18 protein-coding genes are annotated in these 19599 nt (G+C 63.6%); 4 read left to right on the top strand and 14 right to left on the bottom strand.

All coding sequences use genetic code 11. The annotated features are described in order from the left end of the window. Positions 1-89: 89 nt before the first annotated feature. The 3 genes from CLAC_RS05240 to rimP form a co-directional block, all read right to left on the bottom strand. On the bottom strand, positions 90-440 hold the full coding sequence (locus CLAC_RS05240) for a YlxR family protein (protein WP_053412001.1): 351 nt from the start codon (positions 438-440) through the stop codon (positions 90-92). A 189-nt stretch (positions 441-629) separates the two neighbouring features. Then, a complete protein-coding gene (nusA, locus tag CLAC_RS05235) occupies positions 630-1616 on the bottom strand; it encodes a transcription termination factor NusA (RefSeq protein ID WP_053412000.1) in 987 nt (328 codons plus the stop codon). Continuing rightward, on the bottom strand, positions 1613-2212 hold the full coding sequence (gene rimP / locus CLAC_RS05230) for a ribosome maturation factor RimP (protein ID WP_342669468.1): 600 nt from the start codon (positions 2210-2212) through the stop codon (positions 1613-1615). Before rimP ends, nusA begins: the two co-directional genes overlap by 4 nt. A 63-nt stretch (positions 2213-2275) precedes the next feature. Between rimP and CLAC_RS05225 the strand changes: the two genes are divergently transcribed. Beyond that, positions 2276-3235 carry a DUF4439 domain-containing protein gene (locus CLAC_RS05225; protein WP_245621987.1) on the top strand — a complete coding sequence of 320 codons (960 nt, stop codon included), beginning with the start codon at positions 2276-2278 and terminating at the stop codon, positions 3233-3235. A gap of 22 nt (positions 3236-3257) precedes the next feature. Here CLAC_RS05225 and CLAC_RS05220 read toward each other — a convergent pair whose 3' ends face one another. After that, complete coding sequence (locus CLAC_RS05220; protein ID WP_053411998.1) at positions 3258-5042, bottom strand: proline--tRNA ligase; 1785 nt, start codon at positions 5040-5042, stop codon at positions 3258-3260. A 60-nt stretch (positions 5043-5102) separates the two neighbouring features. Here CLAC_RS05220 and CLAC_RS05215 point away from each other — a divergent pair, with 60 nt between their 5' ends. Beyond that, the gene (locus CLAC_RS05215) at positions 5103-5834 is read left to right on the top strand and encodes a YaaA family protein (protein ID WP_053413288.1); all 732 of its coding nucleotides are present in this window, start codon (positions 5103-5105) and stop codon (positions 5832-5834) included. 8 nt (positions 5835-5842) lie between these two features. On the opposite strand, the gene CLAC_RS05210 is transcribed toward CLAC_RS05215, so the two are convergent. The 7 genes from CLAC_RS05210 to mqo form a co-directional block, all read right to left on the bottom strand. Further along, positions 5843-6106, bottom strand: a complete 264-nt coding sequence (locus CLAC_RS05210) for a hypothetical protein (protein WP_053411997.1) — start codon at positions 6104-6106, stop codon at positions 5843-5845. Then, positions 6099-7190 (bottom strand): uroporphyrinogen-III C-methyltransferase, encoded by a 1092-nt coding sequence (gene cobA, locus CLAC_RS05205; protein ID WP_053411996.1) that lies wholly within the window; start codon positions 7188-7190, stop codon positions 6099-6101. Before cobA ends, CLAC_RS05210 begins: the two co-directional genes overlap by 8 nt. Before the next feature lie 10 nt (positions 7191-7200). Beyond that, the gene (locus tag CLAC_RS05200) at positions 7201-8580 is read right to left on the bottom strand and encodes a cobyrinic acid a,c-diamide synthase CobB (RefSeq protein WP_053411995.1); all 1380 of its coding nucleotides are present in this window, start codon (positions 8578-8580) and stop codon (positions 7201-7203) included. Beyond that, on the bottom strand, positions 8574-9194 hold the full coding sequence (cobO, locus tag CLAC_RS05195; RefSeq protein ID WP_053411994.1) for a cob(I)yrinic acid a,c-diamide adenosyltransferase: 621 nt from the start codon (positions 9192-9194) through the stop codon (positions 8574-8576). The genes CLAC_RS05200 and cobO overlap by 7 nt, the downstream gene beginning before the upstream one ends. Next, a complete protein-coding gene (locus CLAC_RS05190; RefSeq protein WP_082313128.1) occupies positions 9175-10059 on the bottom strand; it encodes a vWA domain-containing protein in 885 nt (294 codons plus the stop codon). Before CLAC_RS05190 ends, cobO begins: the two co-directional genes overlap by 20 nt. Then, positions 9968-11116 (bottom strand): magnesium chelatase ATPase subunit I, encoded by a 1149-nt coding sequence (locus tag CLAC_RS05185; RefSeq protein WP_053411993.1) that lies wholly within the window; start codon positions 11114-11116, stop codon positions 9968-9970. Before CLAC_RS05185 ends, CLAC_RS05190 begins: the two co-directional genes overlap by 92 nt. Before the next feature lie 69 nt (positions 11117-11185). Then, entirely contained in the window at positions 11186-12682 is a 1497-nt protein-coding gene (gene mqo / locus CLAC_RS05180) for a malate dehydrogenase (quinone) (protein WP_053411992.1), read from the bottom strand. Positions 12683-12824: 142 nt separating this feature from the next. Here mqo and CLAC_RS05175 point away from each other — a divergent pair, with 142 nt between their 5' ends. Then, positions 12825-13895, top strand: coding sequence for an alpha/beta hydrolase (locus CLAC_RS05175; protein WP_053411991.1), 1071 nt, complete (start codon positions 12825-12827; stop codon positions 13893-13895). Beyond that, complete coding sequence (gene mtr, locus CLAC_RS05170; protein WP_053411990.1) at positions 13895-15307, top strand: mycothione reductase; 1413 nt, start codon at positions 13895-13897, stop codon at positions 15305-15307. Before CLAC_RS05175 ends, mtr begins: the two co-directional genes overlap by 1 nt. Before the next feature lie 6 nt (positions 15308-15313). Here the strand turns inward: mtr and CLAC_RS05165 are convergent, their stop codons facing one another. The 3 genes from CLAC_RS05165 to CLAC_RS05155 are packed head-to-tail and all read right to left on the bottom strand — an operon-like array spanning position 15314 to position 19564. Next, positions 15314-16774 (bottom strand): cobyric acid synthase, encoded by a 1461-nt coding sequence (locus tag CLAC_RS05165; protein WP_053411989.1) that lies wholly within the window; start codon positions 16772-16774, stop codon positions 15314-15316. A gap of 8 nt (positions 16775-16782) precedes the next feature. Then, the gene (gene map, locus CLAC_RS05160) at positions 16783-17694 is read right to left on the bottom strand and encodes a type I methionyl aminopeptidase (protein WP_053411988.1); all 912 of its coding nucleotides are present in this window, start codon (positions 17692-17694) and stop codon (positions 16783-16785) included. Positions 17695-17704: 10 nt separating this feature from the next. Beyond that, complete coding sequence (locus CLAC_RS05155) at positions 17705-19564, bottom strand: penicillin-binding transpeptidase domain-containing protein (protein WP_053411987.1); 1860 nt, start codon at positions 19562-19564, stop codon at positions 17705-17707. Positions 19565-19599: the final 35 nt, after the last annotated feature.

The following is a 19599-nucleotide window of genomic DNA, read 5'->3' as shown; positions in this document are numbered from 1 at the left end:
CAAAGATCCGCGCACCGGAAGTAGCCTGCTGGGCTCCCTCTTACTTATTGCCGTTCATCGCTGATGCTTCATCGTGTGCTCATCAGTGTTCAGGTCTTTCTTTTCTCTTGATTCCGACTCTGCGGAACATCCCCGCCTTCGAGGCGATCGATGTAGCGCTTCACCGGAGTCGCATCCACTGGCGTGGACACCTTCAGTGCGCGGCCAAAAGCGCGACGCTTGTGCGCAGTCTCCCACGCGGCCGAAGTTGGAGTAATCCAAGCTCCACGCCCCGGCATTCGACGCCGTGGGTCGGGAACAATGGCCGTGATTCCATCCTCTTCCGCGGAGGCGACGACTCGCAGCAGGTTCGATTCCGAACAACGCTGCCTTGTAGCGATGCAAGTACGGGTACGCGCGAGGGAGTTCGAACTCGGGTTAATCACCCGCGGATTCGTCATACTCGCGCCACACCCGCCTTTCTACGTTGCGTCTGCCATCTTCAGTAACGGCTTTTAAGGCACCAAAAACTACGCCTTTGTCGTTTTGGCCGTTTCTAAGCATAACCCGAAAGGGCGGGAAAGTGCCAACGACTCTCCCGCCCTCTTTCGCTTTCCGACGCCCACGACGTCGGTCTCAACCGTTGCCGATTACTCCGTATCGGAGTGGATGTCGATGCGCCAGCCGGTCAGACGCGCGGCGAGGCGGGCGTTCTGCCCCTCCTTACCGATAGCCAGCGACAGCTGGTAGTCGGGAACGACCACGTGGGCACGACGCTCTTCTTCATCGAGAATCTTCACGCTGACGACCTTCGCCGGCGCCAAGGAGTTTCCGACGTACTTCGCCGAATCCTCGTCGTAGTCGATGATGTCGATCTTTTCGCCCTTGAGTTCGTTCATGATCGACGAGACGCGCTGGCCGCGCGGGCCGATGCAAGCGCCCTTAGCGTTTAGTCCCTTGACCATCGGGCGTACTGCGACCTTCGTGCGGTGGCCGGCCTCCCGCGCGATCGAGATGAGTTCGACCGCACCATCGGCGACCTCGGGAACCTCGAGCTCGAAGAGCTTTCGAATCAGCTCGGGGTGCGTGCGCGAGAGATTAATAACCACGCCGCGCGGGGTCTTGTTCACGCCCACGACATAGCACTTGACGCGATCGCCGTGCTTGAGTTCCTCGCCCGGCAGCTGCTCGGCCGGCAGGAGAATACCGTCACGGCCGTTGGCCTCCGAGCCAATGTGGATGACGACGATGCCCTTCTCATTGGCGTGCACATCCCGCTGCACGACACCGGAGATGACCTGGTTGGACAGATCCGCGTACTCGTCCAGAACCTTGTCACTCTCGGCGTCTCGGAGACGCTGGAGGATGGTCTGGCGGACTGCGTAGGCTGCGGTGCGCTCAAAGTCCTCCGGAGTGTCGTCCCATTCCGAGATGAGGTTTCCCTCCTCGTCGCGCTCCTGGGCGAAGACTGTAACGTCGCCGGTCTCGTCGTCGATTTCGACGCGCGCGTACTTAGCCGGCGCGGTGGTGCCACGGTAGCTCTCGCGCAGCGTGCGGGCGACCAGGGACAGCATCTCCTCAACGGGGATGCCCTTCTCCTTCTCCAGGGTTCGAAGAGCGGCTAATTCAATCTTCACTTGTCATCCTCCAGCCTGTTCAAGGCATCGTCAAACTTGAGACCCGCAAGGTCCATCTCGACTGCGGGCGGTGTTGAGAATTCAACTTGTACCACCGCGCGAGCGATTTCAGCCAATCGCACCACGCGCCCAACAGCGCGCGGCCTGCCCTTCGGCCCTGCGGATGAGACGATAATCACCGAATCCTCGGCATCATTCAGCGCACCGATACGGCCGGGGCAGCTTCCGCCGTCGGCAAGCGAAATGTGGACGACCCTGCCGTGATTGCGTCGCCAGTGGCGAGGCTTGACCAGCGGTGCATCGATTCCCGGAGTGGAAACTTCGAGGGTATACCCCTGGGAGCCGAAGTTAGCGTCGCCGCGCGCCTCAGCGGCATCGAGCGCCTCCGAGACCGCACGGGTAGCGTCCTCGAGGCCGTCGAGGTCGGGGCGCTGGTCGCCGTCGACGCTCACGATTACCTGAGACTTGGCTCCGGCGCGGACCACCTTCACGGCCTCGACGTCCAGCCCCAGCTCGGACAACGCTGGGCTCACGAATTCTTCAATTTTTTCTGGTGCGGGTATCGCCATAATCGACAAGTCTACAGCCCTTGCCATGGCGAACAGACTTCCCGCATCACTTACCGGCCTGGGGCTGCCTCGCGTGGCACGATAGTGGATGTGAGTTTTCGTCTTCCGCCCTCCCCTATGCCCCGCCGCGCCTTCCTCGCGGCCTCACTGACCGCGCTGTCCGCACCCGCACTCACCTCGTGCGCAGATCTCGTCGCCCCGCGTCCCGACGGCACGATCGAGGTTCTCCACGCGCTAGCGAACCGCGACGTCAAGAACTTGGAGGAGGTCCAGGGGCAAGGCTCAGCAGCCACGGCCGTCGCTGAGATTCGCGCGGCTCAAGCCGAAGCCCTCGCCGCCGAAATAACCAGGGCCTGCGGCACACTTAAAGACGGTCGAGCTCCCGAAAAATGCGGCGAAGCCGTAGCACTGCCCGCGGCGCAACCCGCCCCAGACGACCTGGTGGCGATGATCGATTCCTCGCGAAGCAGCCGAGCCATACTCGACAGCCTCGCCAGCCGCGGGACCCTGCGGGAGGACTACGATGCCCGGTTGGCTACCGCGGTCGACGGTGGGTTGGTGCTCGCAGCCCGCCTGGCGGGGGCTAAGTGGGAAGATCTAGTTCCACAGCCGCCCACCGGAGAGAGTCTGCTCCGCGACGCGGAGAGTCAGCTGACCGATGCTCTGCAAGCCGAATACGCCCTAATCTACGGTCTCGGCGTAGCGGCTCCTCACGTAACCGGCGACGACGCGACTGCGGTAGAGGCCCGCGGGGTTCGCCATCGGCTCCTGCGCGACGCGGCAATCGCGCTCTTTGCGCAGGAGGAACTTCAGGCGCCCAGCGCGGCCGCAGGCTACAGCGCAACGAAGGAAGCGCCGGCGCCCGATGACGCCCCCATCGACTATCTCATCGCACTGGAGAGGCACTGCGCACAGGCATGGGAGGACGTCGTAAAGGCAGCGAAAGAGGCCCCCACGCGCCTCTTCGCGCTGAACGCAGCGGGAATCTCGGCGGCGGGGGCCTCCTCCCTGGAGGGCGATGCCACGCAGGCCCTGCCAGGACTGAAATAGCCTTTAAGCTAGTCGCCGGCTGTCAGGCCTTCGCGATGAGGTCGCGGAGTACCTCGGCGATGGAGGATGCCTCCACCTCGGTGGTCTCGCCGGTCAGACGGTTGCGCAGCTCTACCTTGCCATCGGCGTAGCCGCGACCGAAGATGACCACAAACGGCATGCCCAGCAGCTCCGCATCCTTGAACTTCACGCCGGGGCTGACCTTCGGGCGGTCGTCGAAGAGCACTTGGACACCAGCGGAATCCAGGTCCTCTGCCAGCTGCTCGGCGGCGGCGGCGGCCTCGGCGTTCTTGCCAGCGACCGCGATGTGCGCCGCGAACGGAGCGACTGCGACCGGCCACTTCAGCCCCTTGTCATCCAGCATCTGCTCCGCCAGGACTGCGACCAAGCGGGAAACTCCGATTCCATACGAGCCCATAGTCGGGCGGGCGCGCTTGCCGTTGACGTCGAGAATGTCGATCTCGAAAGCGTCGGTGTACTTGCGCCCCAGCTGGAAGATATGGCCAATCTCGATGCCTCGGGCAATCGACAGGGTGCCGTGCCCATCCGGAGCCGGATCACCATCGCGGACCTCGGCGACGTCGGCGACGCCGTCCGGGGTGAAGTCGCGGCCCACGACGACGCCAGCGATATGCTTACCCGCCTCGTTCGCGCCCGTAATCCAGGTAGTGCCCTCGACCACGCGCGGGTCCGCCAGGACGGTTACTCCATGCTCGGCCAGGCCCTGCGGGCCGGCGTAGCCCTTGACCAGGAATGGGTTCGCCGCGAAATCCTTCTCCTCGAGCAGGCGCACCTCGCCCGGCTCGAAGGCGGCCTCGAGACGCTTATCGTCGACCTCGCGGTCACCCGGAATTAGGATGGCGGTCAGCTGCTCCGGCAGGGCATTGCCCTCCTTGTCGACCTTCTTCGTGTCGACCGCGACCAGGATGCACTTGAGAGTGTCGGCAGCGGTGACCTCGCGGCCGAAATCGGTGAGGTCGGATTCGGAGTTGGCCCAGTCGACCAGTGCCGCGATGGTAGAGCAATCCGGAGTCTCATGGACCTTAGCCGCGGGCTTTCCCTCGATGTCCTGCTTCTGCGCCGCCGGGATGGAGACGGCCTCGACGTTGGCCGCGTACTTTCCGTCGGAGGCCACGACGAAGGTGTCCTCGCCGTTTGCGCTAACAGCTAGGAACTCTTCAGACGCAGATCCGCCCATAGCGCCCGAGGTGGCGTGGCAAATCTCGTACTTCAGGCCTAGTCGGTCGAAAATGCGCTGGTAAGCACCTCGGTGAGCCAGGTAGGAGTTCTCCAGGCCCTCGTCATCCATGCCAAAGGAGTAGGAATCCTTCATCACGAACTCGCGTCCGCGCAGAATGCCAGCGCGCGGACGAGCTTCATCGCGGTACTTGGTCTGGATCTGGAAAAGGGTGACGGGGAAATCCTTGTAGGAGCTAAACAGGTCCTTGACCGCCAGCGCGAACATCTCCTCGTGCGTCGGGCCCAGCAGGTAGTCGGCGCCCTTGCGGTCCTTCAGGCGGAACAACTCCGGGCCGTATTCCGTCCAACGGTTGGTGGCCTCGTAGGGCTCGCGCGGCAGCAGCGCCGGGAAGGATAGTTCCTGGGCGCCGATGCCCTCCATCTCCTCGCGGACGACCCGCTCGACATTGCGCAGAACCTTCATGCCGAGCGGCAGCCAGGAGTACACACCCGGGGCATTTCGCCGGATGTAACCGGCGCGGACAAGCAGCTTGTGGCTAGGTACCTCGGCATCAGCCGGATCCTCGCGCAGCGTGCGCAGGAACAGCTGGGACATTCGCGTAATCATGGAACGTGATTTTACCTGCCCCCGATCCGAACTCACATGTCGGGCGTTACTATGGTGCCCATGCTCGTTGTACTGCCGCCTTCCGAGACGAAAGCCTCCGGCGGGGAGGCCCCTGCACTGGACCTTTCCTCGCTCAGTTTCCCCTCTCTGACCGAGGTCCGCCGCGAAATCTTGGCCGACCTCGCAGCGCTTTCCTCCGACGCCGAGCTCGCCATGGCAACGCTGAAGCTGGGCCCCAGGCTTGCCGACGAGGTCACCGCGAACGCCGCGGTGCGGTCCTCCGCCACGATGCCGGCGCTCGAGCGCTACACCGGAGTCCTCTACGATGCGCTATCGGCGAGCGACCTTCCGCATGCCGGGCGTGGACGTCTTGCGGTTGGCTCCGCGGCTTTCGGCGTCGTCGGCGGAGAAGACCTCATTCCCCACTACCGGCTCTCGGGCACCGTGAAACTTCCCGTCACCGCGACCGGCGAGACTCCGACGCTGAAGCGCCGTTGGGGAAAGAAAATTACCGAGGCACTCTCCGACGTTGACTTCCTCATCGACCTGCGCTCGGGCACCTACCAGAACCTGGGCAAGGTCCCCGACGCCACAACAATGACCGTGCTGACCGCCGAGAACAAGGTTGTCAGCCACTTCAACAAGCACTACAAGGGACTTTTCGCCAGAGCCGTAGCACTAGCCGACCGTGCACCAGAGTCAGCCGCCGAGGCTGTTGAAATCGGCCGCGTCGCGGGTCACGATATCACTCTCGCAGAAGACGGCCAGCTGATCTTCCGAGTCCCCGTTTAGCCCCCCGTTTAGACCTCGTCGCGGTATTTCTTGCGGCCCGCGACGATACCGGCGATCAGTGCCACGACCGCAATGATGATGCTGTCGTAGCTAGAGCCGGTGCCGCCGACTAGGACCAGGCGCAAGATAATCATGGCGCCCAGGTAGAACACCAAGAATGCCGCCGCCCCGAACCAGAGCGCCGAGCGGAGCTGTTCGTCGGCAAGCATCGCGCTGAGACGCGACGGCTGTTTGGGACGAATCTGCGGTCGGCTTTTGCTGCTCTTAGGCATCTGAACCGCCTAGCCCCACGACCTCGCCGATGATGATTACTGCCGGAGGTTTAATCTTCTCATTGACTAGGGTTTCGCCGAGCGTGCCGAGCGTGCAGCGTACCGAGCGCTGCGTGCTCATCGTGCCCTCCTGGACCACGGCCGCGGGAGTATCGGCGCTGCGCCCTGAAGCTAGGAGTGACTCCGCAATCTCCGGCCCGTTCTTCACGCCCATAATGATGCAGATGGTGCCGTTCATCCGGCCCAGCGCATCCCAGTCGACCAGCGACTTTGGATGCCCGGGCGGGACGTGGCCCGACACCACGGTGAAGTCGTGGTTGATGCCGCGCATAGTCACCGGAATCCCCACGGAGCCGGGAACCGCGATAGCCGAGGTAATGCCCGGAACGACCCGTACGGGGATGCCCGCTTCCTCGAGCTCCTGCAGCTCCTCGAATCCGCGGCCGAAGATGTACGGGTCGCCGCCCTTCAGGCGCACGACGAAGTACCCCTCGCGGGCGCGGTGCACGAGTAGCTCATTAATACGCTCCTGCGCCATGGCTCGGCCATACGGGAGCTTGCCCGCGTCAATAATCTCCACGTCCGGGTCCAACTCCCCCAGCAGTGACAGCGGGCCGAGGTGGTCGGCAACGACGACGTCGGCAAGCCGAAGAAGGCGACGGCCCTCCACCGTAATCAACCCGGGATCGCCCGGGCCACCTCCGACGAGCGCGACCTGACCCGCCAAGTCTCCCGCGCGGGAGGCACGACGGCCGGTCAGCGCGACCGGGGTCAGGGGGCTGGCGGAGCCAGTCTCGTCGTCGACGAGGATGCCACGGCGGCGCCCCTCCCGGGTGACATCGCGCAACAGAGACTCGTCACAGCAGACCATGATGGCCTTTCCCCAGCTCATGGCCGGGGTGAAGCTGGTTCGGAAGAGGCTGATGCGACCGTCGGCCGCCCAGGCCTCAATCGCAGTAGTTACCTCCCCGCCCTCGCAGACAGTGATGGTCGCGCCGGAGTCCAGGAATCGCGGAATAACTCGCTCCGCAGCCGTGGACCCGCCAATCACCAACACGCCGAGGTCTTTCAGAACCAAACTCATGACACTTACTCTACCCGGCGCACGCCTCGACAAAACGACCGACAAGCACCGGCGAGCCAGCCGGGTGAACGTGCAGGTAGCTGGCGTGAATCCGGCCCGAATCCGAAATCAGTCCCTCCGTTACCGGCTTGCCGTCCCAACCCCGCCACGCCCACGCCGGGCGCCAGCCCGCGGCTGTCGCGGCCGGCACCGTGTCGTCGGAAAGCGCGGTCTTGTGGAACTCGTGCCCACGCACGCGCGTGCCGACGGTAGCCAGCGCCGAATCGTTCAGGGCAACCCCCTCGCGATAGCCGAGCTTCAGGCGGGCCATCGATGCCCGCCCGGGGATGATGCCGCACATGCGGCGTCCACCCAGATCTTCCAGGAGCCAGAGCAGCCCCGCGCATTCGCCGTGAATGATGGCGCCGTCTTCCGCGGCCTGCCTTAAGTCCCTGCGTACGTCGTCACGTACCGAAAGCGCGTCCGCGTGCTCCTCAGGGAAGCCTCCGGGGATGATGTAGCCAGCTGCCTCCGGCAGGTCATCGCTTAAGGGATCGAACTCCACGACCTCGGCCCCGGCTGCCGCGAGCAGCTCGAGGTGCTCGGCGTAGGTGAAGGAAAAGGCCGGCCCTGCGGCCACTGCCACGCGCACCGGGCCAGCGCTGGCAACGCGACCCAACGCCAGGTTCGGGTCCCACGCGGCAACCTCGGCGGGAGTCCGGGCCAACGACAGCAGGCGATCGATGTCCACGTAGCGCTCGACGAGGTTAGCCATCGCCTCGATGACAGCGTCGAGCTGCTCGCCCTGCTCCACCGCGGTGACCAGGCCGAGGTGCCGACTGGGTACTTCGATGTCAGTGACTCGGGGAATCGCGCCGAGAACCTCGACACCCATCGACTCAACCGCGTGGGTGATGATATCCGCGTGCCGTGGGCTGCCGACACGGTTAATAATCACGCCAGAAACCCTAACGTCAGTGCGCATGGTGGCAAAGCCGTGCACCATAGCCGCGGCCGACTGCGACATGTGTCGCGCGTCGATTACCAGCACCACCGGCAGCCCCAGCAACGACGCAATCTCGGCGGTGGACCCTTCTATGGATAGGGGGTCGTCGCCGATGCGGCCGTCGAAAAGCCCCATTACGCCCTCGACCACCCCGATGTCACAGCCGGCGCTACCATGCGCGTACAGCGGCGGAATCGAGGATGGCTGGCACATATAGGAGTCCAGATTTCGACCGCGACGGCCTGCAGCGACGCCGTGGTAGCCGGGGTCGATATAGTCGGGTCCTACCTTGAAAGGTGCAACCGAGCGCGAGCGCGACAGGGCCCTCATCAGTCCCGTCGCGATCGTGGTCTTGCCTGTGCCCGAGGCCGTTGCCGCGATGACCAGGCCGGGTGCTGCTACCACTCGATGCCCTTCTGGCCCTTGCGCCCGACATCCATCGGATGCTTGATCTTGGTCATCTCGGTGACCAGGTCGGCGACCTCCACCAGCTTCGGGTCGGCATCGCGGCCGGTCATTACGATGTGCTGACGGCCCGGGCGGTTTGCCAGGGTTTCCACCACGTCGTCGACATCGATCCAGCCCCACTTGATCGGGTAGGTGAACTCGTCGAGGACGTAGAAGTCGTGCTCCTCGTTTTCGATGCGCCGCTTAATCTCGGCCCACCCCTCGGCAGCCGCTGCAGCGTGATCCTCCTCAGAGCCCTTCTTGCGCGACCAGGACCACCCCTCGCCCATCTTGTGCCACTGGACGGGGCCGCCTTCGTCTGTGGCCTCGTGCAGCTCACCGAGGCGGCGCATCACCGCCTCCTCGCCGACCTTCCACTTGGCCGACTTTACGAATTGGAACACGCCAATGTTCATGCCCTGGTTCCACGCGCGCATGGCCATGCCAAAAGCCGCCGTGGACTTCCCCTTTCCCGGACCCGTATGGACGGCGGTAATCGGAATCATGCGGCGCTGCCGGGTGGTCAGGCCGTCGTTGGGGATACTGGCTGGGTCAAGCTTTCCTTGAGACATACCCCCGATGATAGGCGCGGACGACACCAGCGACGGACTCCGAGCTCAACTCCGCCAGGCTCAGGCACTGCGCGCCCAGGTCAGCGGCCAGTTTCCGGGCCAACCCCAGGCGCACCCGCGAGCGCTCGCAGTCGATTACCACCGCCGCTGCATCCACTTTCCGACGCCACGCTGCCGCCGCGGCACGAACCCGCTCCAACCCGACGGGCCCGGTGGCGCGGCCGTCGGAAAGCAGAACCATGATGGGGCGGCGCTCCGGCTCCTTGCGGGCTTCCCGTTCGATGAGTGCGCGGGCGGCGAGGAGCCCCTCGGCCAGCGGGGTACGTCCCCCGGTGCGGACATCTGCGAGCCTGCGCACGGCTGCGTCGACTGAACGAGTGGCGGGGAGCAGCACCTCCGCGCCGGTGCCCCTAAAGGCGACGACCGCGACTTTGTCTCGGTTCTGGTATGCATCCCGCAGCAGCGAGGTCACGGCCCCCGTCACAGCGGAAAGACGGTCCCGGGCGGCCATGGACCCGGACGTATCGACCACGAAGACGACGAGGTTAGATTCCGTACCCTGCCGAATTGCACCGTGGATATCCTCTGGCCGCAGGGGAATCATCGACTGTCCGCTGCCGTCAATCTGTGCGCCTCGGTTTGCTGCGGCGAGAACCGTAGCCGGCAGGTGCAGGCCGTGGCCTGATCTTTTCGCACCGATGGTGCTCCCGCGCGGGCCGATTGCTTTGGAGCGGCGACCGACGGAGCCGTGGCCGAACCCTTCCAAGCTGATTTTAGGGACGGCGAAAGGGCGCGCCTTGGTTGGCGCGGCCTCCCTTCTCGCCGGGGCCGTTCGGCTCTGGGGTCGCTGGAGTCTCGGAGGCATCCGGGGTGTCCGGGGCGTCGGCGGGGTTGTCTGTTCCGGCCTGTTCCTCCGGATTGTCCGGCTGAGGTGTCTCGTCCGGGAATTCCTCCTTCGCGCGGTCGAAGGCCTCGTCCAGCTGGTTCGTGTCCAGTCCGGGCTCGTCGAAGGGGTCGCGCCTGCGGCGGTGCGGCAGCGCCATTTCCGCCGCCACCTTGATGTCCTCGTCGACAATTTCGATGGCGCAAGATCCCGGCTCTACCCCGTGGCCGGCGCAGCGCCAGGCCGCGTGGGCACGGGCGGTACGCGCGATCACCAGGTCAGCACGCATGCCGTCGACGTCGAACTCGGCGCAGAGCGATGCAATCCGGCCCAGGACGGTAGAGGTCAGGCAGATGTCGGAAAGCAGCTGCCCGGCCAGGCCGAGACGCGCGCGCAGCTCCTCGCTCGCGGAGACAAAGCGGGCGACGAAGGAATCGGAGTCCGCGTCGAATGCGAGACGGCGGGCGACGATTTCGGCGCGGACGGACGGTTCCTTCGACGCGGTGACGTCCACGGCCAGGCCGAAGCGGTCGAGCAGCTGCGGGCGGAGCTCGCCCTCCTCCGGATTCATCGTTCCCACCAGCACAAAGCGGGACGTGGCGGCATGGGAAATGCCATCGCGCTCGACAACGACTCGGCCTGTGGCTGCAGCATCGAGGACCGAGTCCACCAGGTGATCCGGCAGGAGGTTGATTTCGTCGACGTAGAGGATTCCGCCGTCCGCCTCGCTGAGAAGTCCCGGGTTGAAGCAGGCGTGACCTGTGGTCAGCACTGTCTCGACATCGATGGAGCCAACCACGCGGTCCTCGGTCGCGCCGAGTGGCAGGTTGACCAGTCGGCCATCCAAAAACGGCGCGAGCGCTCGGACCGTGGTCGTCTTGGCGGTGCCCTTTTCACCGCGGATGACCACGCCGCCAATCTCTGGGACCAGCGCCGTCAGGATCAGCGCCAGCTGCAGTCGCTCTTGGCCAACAATAGCCACGAAAGGAAATACCTGCTGGTGAACGGAATCCTGCACTGCGGGCGCGTTTTTGTCCATGACATAGTTCTACCCCACCGCGAAGGGCGACCTTCACAGCGGGGTAGGAAAAGTTAGAGCCTCTGAACTCTAGCGCTCTAGCTTCAGAGCCTTCTGGGAGGCATCCCAAACCTGGTCGAACAGGGCCGGGTCATCAGCCAGCTTGGTGCCGTATGAGGGCACGAGTTCCTTCAGCTTCGGGGCCCACTTGCCCATGTGCTTGCCAAAGCAACGCTCGATCAGGCTGATCATCACGGCCGGAGCGATGGAGGCTCCCGGGGAGGCGCCCATCAGGCCGGCGATGGTGCCGTCCCAGGAGTTAATAACAGCGGTACCGAACTCCAGGGTGCCAAAGGTCGGAGCCTTCATCGGCTTAATAACCTGGACTCGCTGACCAGCAACAATCAGCTCCCAGTCATCCGGGTTAGCGTTCGGGACGTACTCGCGCAGAGACTCGATACGGGCATCGAAGTTCTTGAGCACCTCGGTAATCAGGTACTTGGTCAGACCCATCTCCTGGACACCGACACCCATCATGGACGGCAGATTGGCCGGGCGCAGGGACTTAATCAGGTCCAGGTTCGACCCCTTCTTCAGGAACTTCATGTTCCAGCCTGCGTACGGGCCGAACAGCAGACCACGCTGGCCGTCGATGACGCGGGTATCCAGGTGCGGGACGGACATCGGCGGGGTGCCGACGGAGGCCTTGCCATAAACCTTGGCATCGTGCTTCGCGATGACCTCTTCGTTGGTGCAGCGCAGCCACTGGCCGGAAACCGGGAAACCACCGAAACCGCGAATCTCGTTAATGCGAGCCTTCTGCAGCAGTGGCAGGGCATCGCCGCCGGCACCGACGAATACGAAGTTGGCAACCAGGGTGCGAACATCCTTGGTGTGCGTGTTTTTGACAGTGACAATCCACTTCGAGCCATTGCGCTTGAGGCCGGTGACCTCGTGCCCGTAGCGAATCTCGGTGCCCTTGTCGGACAGTGCGGCAAGGTACTGCTTGGTCAGAGCGCCGAAGTTAACGTCTGTACCGTTCGGGTTACGAATAGCCGAGACCGGCTTGGAGAAGTCACGGCCCTCAGCCATCAGCGGCAGGTACTCGGAGAAGCGAGCCTCATCCTCGATGAGCTCTTGACCGCGGAACAGCGGCTCCTTCTCCAGAGCCTCGAAGCGGCGACGCATGAAAGCGACCTGATCCGGGCCCTGAGCGAAGGTGGTGTGATCGACCGGGTTGATGAAGGCCTTCGGGTCGGTCAGCGTGCCGTTTTCAACCAACGAGGTCCAGAGCTGGCGGGAGACCTGGAACTGCTCATTGATGTTCTTGGCCTTGGTGACATCAACCTTGCCGTTCTTCTCCGGGGTGTAGTTCAGCTCACACAGCGCAGAGTGTCCGGTACCCGCGTTGTTCCACGGGGAGGAAGACTCCTGGGCAGGCTGATCGAGGCGCTCGAACATGACCTGGGACCAGGACGGCTCGAGCTCCTTGAGCAAAACACCCAGCGTCGCACTCATGATGCCTGCACCAACGAGGACGACATCAACCTCGTCGCCACTGGAAGCAGGAAGCTTGTTATCAGCCATTGCTGTCAACATCCTTCTTAAATTGGTTAATGATTTCCGGCGCACTCGCGACACTCGCGGCACTCGCAAAGCACGCTCGATACGTGTTCCATTGTGTCACATATACGTCCTACCCCCGGTAATCGACGCTAGGCTAGTCCCCGTGACCCCCGATAATGCTAATTCCCCTACCCCCGACTGGCAGCCGGATATCCTCGGCGCAAATTACACCCAGACGTTCATTGAACTGGGCAAAGACCCCGACGGGGAGGGCCGAATCCGCGCATGCCTAGTGCGATACCGCCCGGATGACTCCGCCCCCGCTGACCCAGAGCCATTGCAGCCCTTTGCTGACAGGACAGCAGTTCTCTGGGTCCACGGCATGTCCGATTATTTCTTCCAGACCCATGTAGCGAAGCGCTACCACGAGGAAGGCTACGCCTTTTACGCACTCGATTTACGTAAGTGCGGTCGCGCCCACCTGCCCGGACAGACATGGCACAGTGTGTCCGATCTTTCGCTTTACGACGTCGAACTCGGCCGCGCCCTCGATTTCATTCGCGCCGAGGGGCACGTGAGGGTAACCGTCAACGCGCATTCAACCGGCGGATTAGTCTGCGCACTGTGGCTGGATCGGATGCGAAAAGACGCCGAAAGCGGCGCCGGGGCGAATATCGAAATCGATAGCGCCGTATTCAACTCTCCCTGGTTGGACCTCCACGTCTCACCCGCCAAGGCCCCCGTTTACCGCACGCTCGCGCGCGTCCTGTCCAAGGTACGTCCGCAGGCACTGCTCCCGGGAGTGTCCCAGGGTGGATACGGCATGTCGATTAGCGACGAGCACTACGGGTCTTGGTCGTACAACACCAAATGGAAGCCGATTTTCGGGCACGACAAAAACTGGTCCTGGTTCTGGGCAATCCTCGAGGGCCAGCGCAGGATTCGCAAGGGAGTCGACACGGGCGTTCCCACGCTGGTACTGCACTCGGACGCATCTGCAATCGGCGGCGAGTACTCGACCGCTCTCGACCGCGTTGACGCAGTGCTGGACACGCGACAGATAGCGAATAGGACGCGTAATCTTGGCAGGTACGCCCGCGCGGTGGAAATTCCCGGCGCTCGCCACGACGTCTATCTATCCGAACCAGACGCGTTGGAGAGAGCCTTCGCTGAGACGTTTGCGTTTATTTCCGCCACGGAGCCCGTCGCGACCGACAAGGAGAGTCACCGTTAATGTCCACTGAAGCCACCGAAAAGCGCCACTACGATGTCATCATCGTCGGCACCGGTTCGGGCAACTCCATCCCCTCCCCGCAATACGATGACGTGAAGATCGCCATCGTCGAAGAGGGCCGCTTCGGCGGTACCTGCCTGAACGTCGGGTGCATACCGACCAAGATGTTTGTGCTCGCCGCGGACGCCGCCCGCAATATTCGCGAGGCAGCTCGCCTGGGAGTCCACGGAACGTTCGATTCGGTGGATTTGAAGCAGATCCAGCAGCGCGTCTTTGAAAAGCGCATCGATCAGATTGCGGCGGGCGGCGAGGCCTACCGCCGAGGGGATGAGACGCCGAACATCGATGTCTACGACCGCCACGCAACCTTCGTGGGCCCCCGCACCCTGCGCACCGGCCAGGGCGACACCGTTGTGGACATCACTGCCGACAACATCATCATCGCAGCCGGTTCCCGCACATTCATCCCCGATATCGTCGCTGATTCCGGTGTCGACTACTACACCAACGAAAACATTATGCGCGTCGAGAAGCTCCCGGAGGAGATGATTGTCCTCGGCGGCGGCTACATCGGCACCGAATTCGCGCACGTGTTTTCCTCGTTCGGCACCAAGGTCCACGTAATCGTCCGCTCGGGGGCACTGCTGCGCTCCTCTGATTCCGACATCTCACGCACCTTCACAGAGGTCGCCTCCCGCGACTGGGACATCCACTTCCACACCAAGGTCGAGTTACTCAGCCAGGAGGGCGAGCGCATCACCGCGGTGCTTTCCGACGGCACAACGATCACCGCCGATGCCCTCCTGGTAGCCACGGGACGCGTGCCCAACGGCGACCGCATGAATCTTCAGGCGGCCGGGGTGGAATTCCACGACGACGGACGGGTCAAGGTCGACGAGTTCGGGCGCACCTCTGCCGAGGGTGTCTGGGCGCTCGGCGACGTGTCGAGCCCGTTCCAGCTCAAGCACATCGCAAACCACGAGGCGAAGGTTGTCTTCCACAACGTGCTCAACCCCGATAACCTGCGCGCTTTCGACCACCGCTTCATTCCTTCTGCGGTGTTCTCGCACCCGCAGATTGGCCAGGTAGGAATGACCGAGGCTCAGGCGCGTGACTGGGCTGAGGAAAACGGCACCTCAGTCACGGTGAAGGTGCAAAAGATTGGCGATGTCGCCTACGGTTGGGCACTCGAGGACCAGGATGGCTTCGCCAAGCTCATCGCCGACCGCTCCACGGGCAGGCTCCTCGGCGCGCACTTCATCGGCGAGCAGGCGGCCACCCTTGTCCAGCAGTGCATTCAGATGATGAACTTCGACATGGACGTCCGCGAGGTCGTCACCGGTCAGCACTGGATCCACCCCGCGCTGACAGAGGTCATCGAAAACGCCATCTACGGGCTAGAGTTCGATTAGTCCCTCTTAACCCAGCTGCTCGATGCCTGTGGCCTGCGCCAGCGCGGGCCCGGCGAGGTGCTCCTCCACCGCGTCCGCCAGAGCGTCCAGCTGCCGCAGCCTCTCTGCAGCAAATGAAGTGGACTGGCTCACGACGAAGCCACCACGACCGGTGCGCGTGGCGACGTCGGAAAGCAACCGGCGGCGGGAGGCGTCGTTTTCGAAATAGCCGTGGCGGTGCGTGCCGATGACTGCTCCCCTGCGCGCGCCCTCTCCCGGGATAAAGGGCGACTCGGAGCTACGCGTCACCTGGCCATTGTGCACTTCATAGGAGCCGTCCGGGTGGCTGACCAGAGTCTTTTCTGAAGCGAACTCGATGTCGACATCGAAGATTCCGAGCCCCGAGGTCTGACCTGCGGAGGACTCGACCGTGTCTACGATGCGCTTGCACAGCATCTGGAATCCACCGCAGATTCCAAGGACTGGCATATCGCGGGCGGCGCGCGCGACAATCGCGTCGGCCAGGCCACGCTCGCACAGCCAGGCCAGGTCCGGCACTGTCGACTTCGAGCCCGGCAGCACGGCTAGGTCCGCACGCGCGACCACGGACGGGTCTGTGGTCCACTGCACGTGGACTCCTGGCTCGCACGCCAGAGCCTCGACGTCGGTGGCGTTCGAAACCCTCGGCAGGCGCACTGCAGCGACGGTCAGGACCTCGTCTCCAAGCGGCGGATAACCCGGCCCGACCTGGCCGCCCGCGACCGTCCCCAGCGAATCCTCCGCGTCCACCCACAGTCCGTGGACGAAGGGCACGACTCCGATGACGGGCACTCCCGTGTGCTCGTGCACTACGTCGAGCCCCGGGGTCAGCAAGGAGACATCGCCACGGAACTTGTTGACGATAAAACCCGTGATCCGGGCGCGGTCCTCCGGGCTCACGATCGCATGAGTGCCAACGAAATGTGCCAGCACTCCCCCGCGGTCGATATCACCCGCGACCACCACCGGCAGACCCGCCATCTCCGCGAGCCCCATGTTGGCGATGTCCGACTCGCGCAGGTTGACCTCCGCCGGGCTGCCCGCCCCCTCGCAGAGCACCACGTCGTAACGACTGCGCAACTCCTCCAGGGTTTCCGCAACCACACCCCGCAGCGCTTTACGACGGGACCGATACGTCAGGGCGCTTACCTGCCCCTCGGCATGGCCACGGACCACCACCTGACTCGTCTGGTCGGACCCGGGTTTGAGAAGTACTGGGTTGAAGTCGACGTTCGGCTCCAGACCGCAGGCCAGTGCCTGCAGCGCCTGGGCGCGGCCGATTTCGCCACCATCGCGGGTAACGGCGCAGTTATTCGACATGTTCTGCGCCTTGAACGGTGCAACGCTCACCCCTCGCCGAGCCAGCAGCCGGCACATTCCGGCCACCAGAACAGACTTACCCGCGTCAGAGGTGCACCCGGCAATGAGAGCCGCAGCCGCCCGCCCCATCTAATTACCTACTTCTCCGGCTTCCAGCCGGTCTGGAACTGGCCGAAGACGTTCTCCTCGTCGGGAAGCGTGAGGATATCGAAGCCGGAATCGGTGACGAGGATGGTGTGCTCGAACTGCGCGGTCCACTTGTAATCGTCATTCTGAACGGTCCACCCGTTGTCCCAGATGTGGTAAGGCAGCTCGCCGAGGTTAATCATTGGCTCTACGGTCAGGGTCATCCCCGGCTCCAGCACCGTGTCCTGGGAAGGATCGTCGTAATGGAGGACGACCAGGCCGTTGTGGAAAGTAGTGCCGACACCGTGTCCGGTGAAGTCGCGGACCGTGTTGTAGCCGAAGCGCTTGGAGTAGGACTCGATTACGCGGCCGATGACGTTAATCTGGCGGCCCGGTTTGATCGCCTTGATGCCGCGCATGGTGGCGTTGTAGGTGCGCTCGACCAGCAGGCGGTGCTCCTCTGATACCTCGCCTGCGAAGAAGGTGGCATTAGTGTCGCCATGCACGCCGTTTTTGAAACCGGTGACATCCACGTTGACAATATCGCCGTCTTCAATGACCTGCGTATCCGGGATGCCGTGGCACACAATCTCGTTCAGAGACACGCAGCAGGACTTCTCGAATCCCCGGTAGCCGAGGGTCGAGGGGTAGGTGTCGTGGTCGAGCAGGTACTCGTGCACCACGCGGTCAACATCGTCAGTAGTAGCACCGGGGACACAGGCCTTTCCGGCCTCGACCAGGGCATTGGCAGCAATGCGGGAGACCTCCCGCATATTCTCGATATCCTCGGGCGTCTGGACCAGGGGCTCACCAATGCCCTCAGCTACATCGTCCTTCCATGCGTACTCGGGGCGCTCGATGTGCGCCGGGACGGTGCGGATGGGGGTGGACTTCTGTTGGGTCAGATGTGCTCGCTGTGTCATGGCAAATACTCTACTCCCCGGCGGCTCCGGCTCCTTCGTCGAGATTCGCAAAGAAGCGGTCCGTCACCGCGACGGCGTGTTCCGAGCCTCCGCCCTTGACGATAAGCGTTGCGAAAGCCAGGTCGTCCCTGTATCCGGTGAACCAGGCGTGGGAGCCGCCGTTGACCTCCGCCTCACCAGTCTTGGCGTATACCTCTCCGCGGCCCGCGATTGCGGTACCGGTGCCGGAGGTCACCACAGAGCGCATCAGCGTGCGCAGGTTTTCCAATACCTCCGGTGCAATAGGCTTAGACGCGGCCGACTGCCACGTCCCGGCCGTGGGCACCAAGCTCGGCGTCGGGGTGCGGCCCGTCGCGACCGTAGCTGAAACCAGAGCCATGCCGAACGGGCTGGCCAGGTCATTGCCCTGTCCGTATCCGGCGTCAATACGCTCGACCTCGTCCCGGCCGTCCGAGACCGAGCCAGTAATCGTGTCCAGCCCGGCAATGTGGTAGTTGATTCCGATGCCAAACTGCTGCGACTCCGCCTTAAACTTGCCCGGCTCCAGCTGGTGTGCGATGTTGCCGAAGGTGGTGTTGCAGGAGCGCGCGAACGCGTCCGACAGCGATGTGTCCCCCACGCCGCTGCCGTTGTAGTTGGTCACGATGCGCGGGCCAATCTCCATGCTGCCCGGGCACGGGACAGTCGACCCGGAATTCAGCCCCTGGTTCTGGATGCCCGCCGCCGCTGTGACGATCTTGTAGGTCGATCCCGGTGGGAACTGCCCCATGAGAGCAAGGTCACCCTTTTCGTCGGCCTTCTCGGTCTGAGCGACCGCGAGAATTTTGCCAGTCGAGGGCTGCAGCGCGACAATCATCGCCTCCGCGTCAGAGCGCGTATCCACCGCTTTCTGTGCCGCATCCTGGACTTTTTTGCTAATCGACGCCTGAATCGCCGGCGCGACCTTCGGCTCCATCTCATACAAGGTGCCGACAGTAGCGCCGTCATTATTGGCAGCCACGATATTCCAGCCGTCCTGCCCCATGTCCCCTTCGTCCACGAGGCGCTCCACGCGACTCATCAAATCCGGCGCAAACCCGGGGTCTGGCCGGACCATCGCCGCCTCGTCATTGACCGTGACGCCCTCGATTGCCGCCAGGGCCTCCTTAACCCGATCCGGAGCCGAGGCGGGCAAGATAATTACGGAGAAATTGCCCTTACCGTCGGCCGCCTGCTCCCCGACTGCGCGCGCATCCAGCAGCGGCGGCTGCCCCTCGGGTTGAGGCATTTCATTATTAACAATGGTTGCCACCCGGTTGACGACGGACTGAACGTTAGAGATCGCGTCCCTGTCCACGATGACGCGATGGACCGTGCCGGGCTCCAGCAGCGCCGCACCGTCCGACCCCACCACGGAAGGGCGCGGTGCCGGGATTGAGCGCAGCTCCGGGTGCTGATTGCGGCCCAACTGTGGGTGCAGGGAGGCCGGAGACCAACGCAGAGTCCACCCCTTATCTCCGGACTCGGTCTTCGTAAGCGTAAAGGTCGTGTCATAGACCCAGTGGCGCTCATTCGGCAGCGCCCAATTCATGGCGACATCCGCGCTGGACTGAGTGCCATCCGCACTGATCTCCCCCACATCAAAAGACAGCCCAGCAGCCTGCAGCCCCTCAGTTGCGGCCCCGAGATCCTTCTTCGCAGCCTGCGGGTAATCGGTCAGAGCGGAGGCCGCCGCAATATCCCCACGACCTACCGCCGCCAGGAAATCCTCGAGGACGCTCTGCCCCGTATCCGGCCTGGGAGTGCACGCGGCCGAAGACATGACAAGACCGGTCAGTACCAGTGCAGACAGGCTACGAAATGCCTTCGAGCGGCGTGCGTTGTGCTCCATGCCCGAGAGGTTAGCACCACGCCCGGACTGACCCA

The organism is Corynebacterium lactis RW2-5, from assembly GCF_001274895.1.
Taxonomy (GTDB): Bacteria; Actinomycetota; Actinomycetes; order Mycobacteriales; family Mycobacteriaceae; genus Corynebacterium; species Corynebacterium lactis.
Note: the sequence above shows the minus strand (reverse complement) of the source record. Positions and strands in the feature narration are given on the sequence as shown.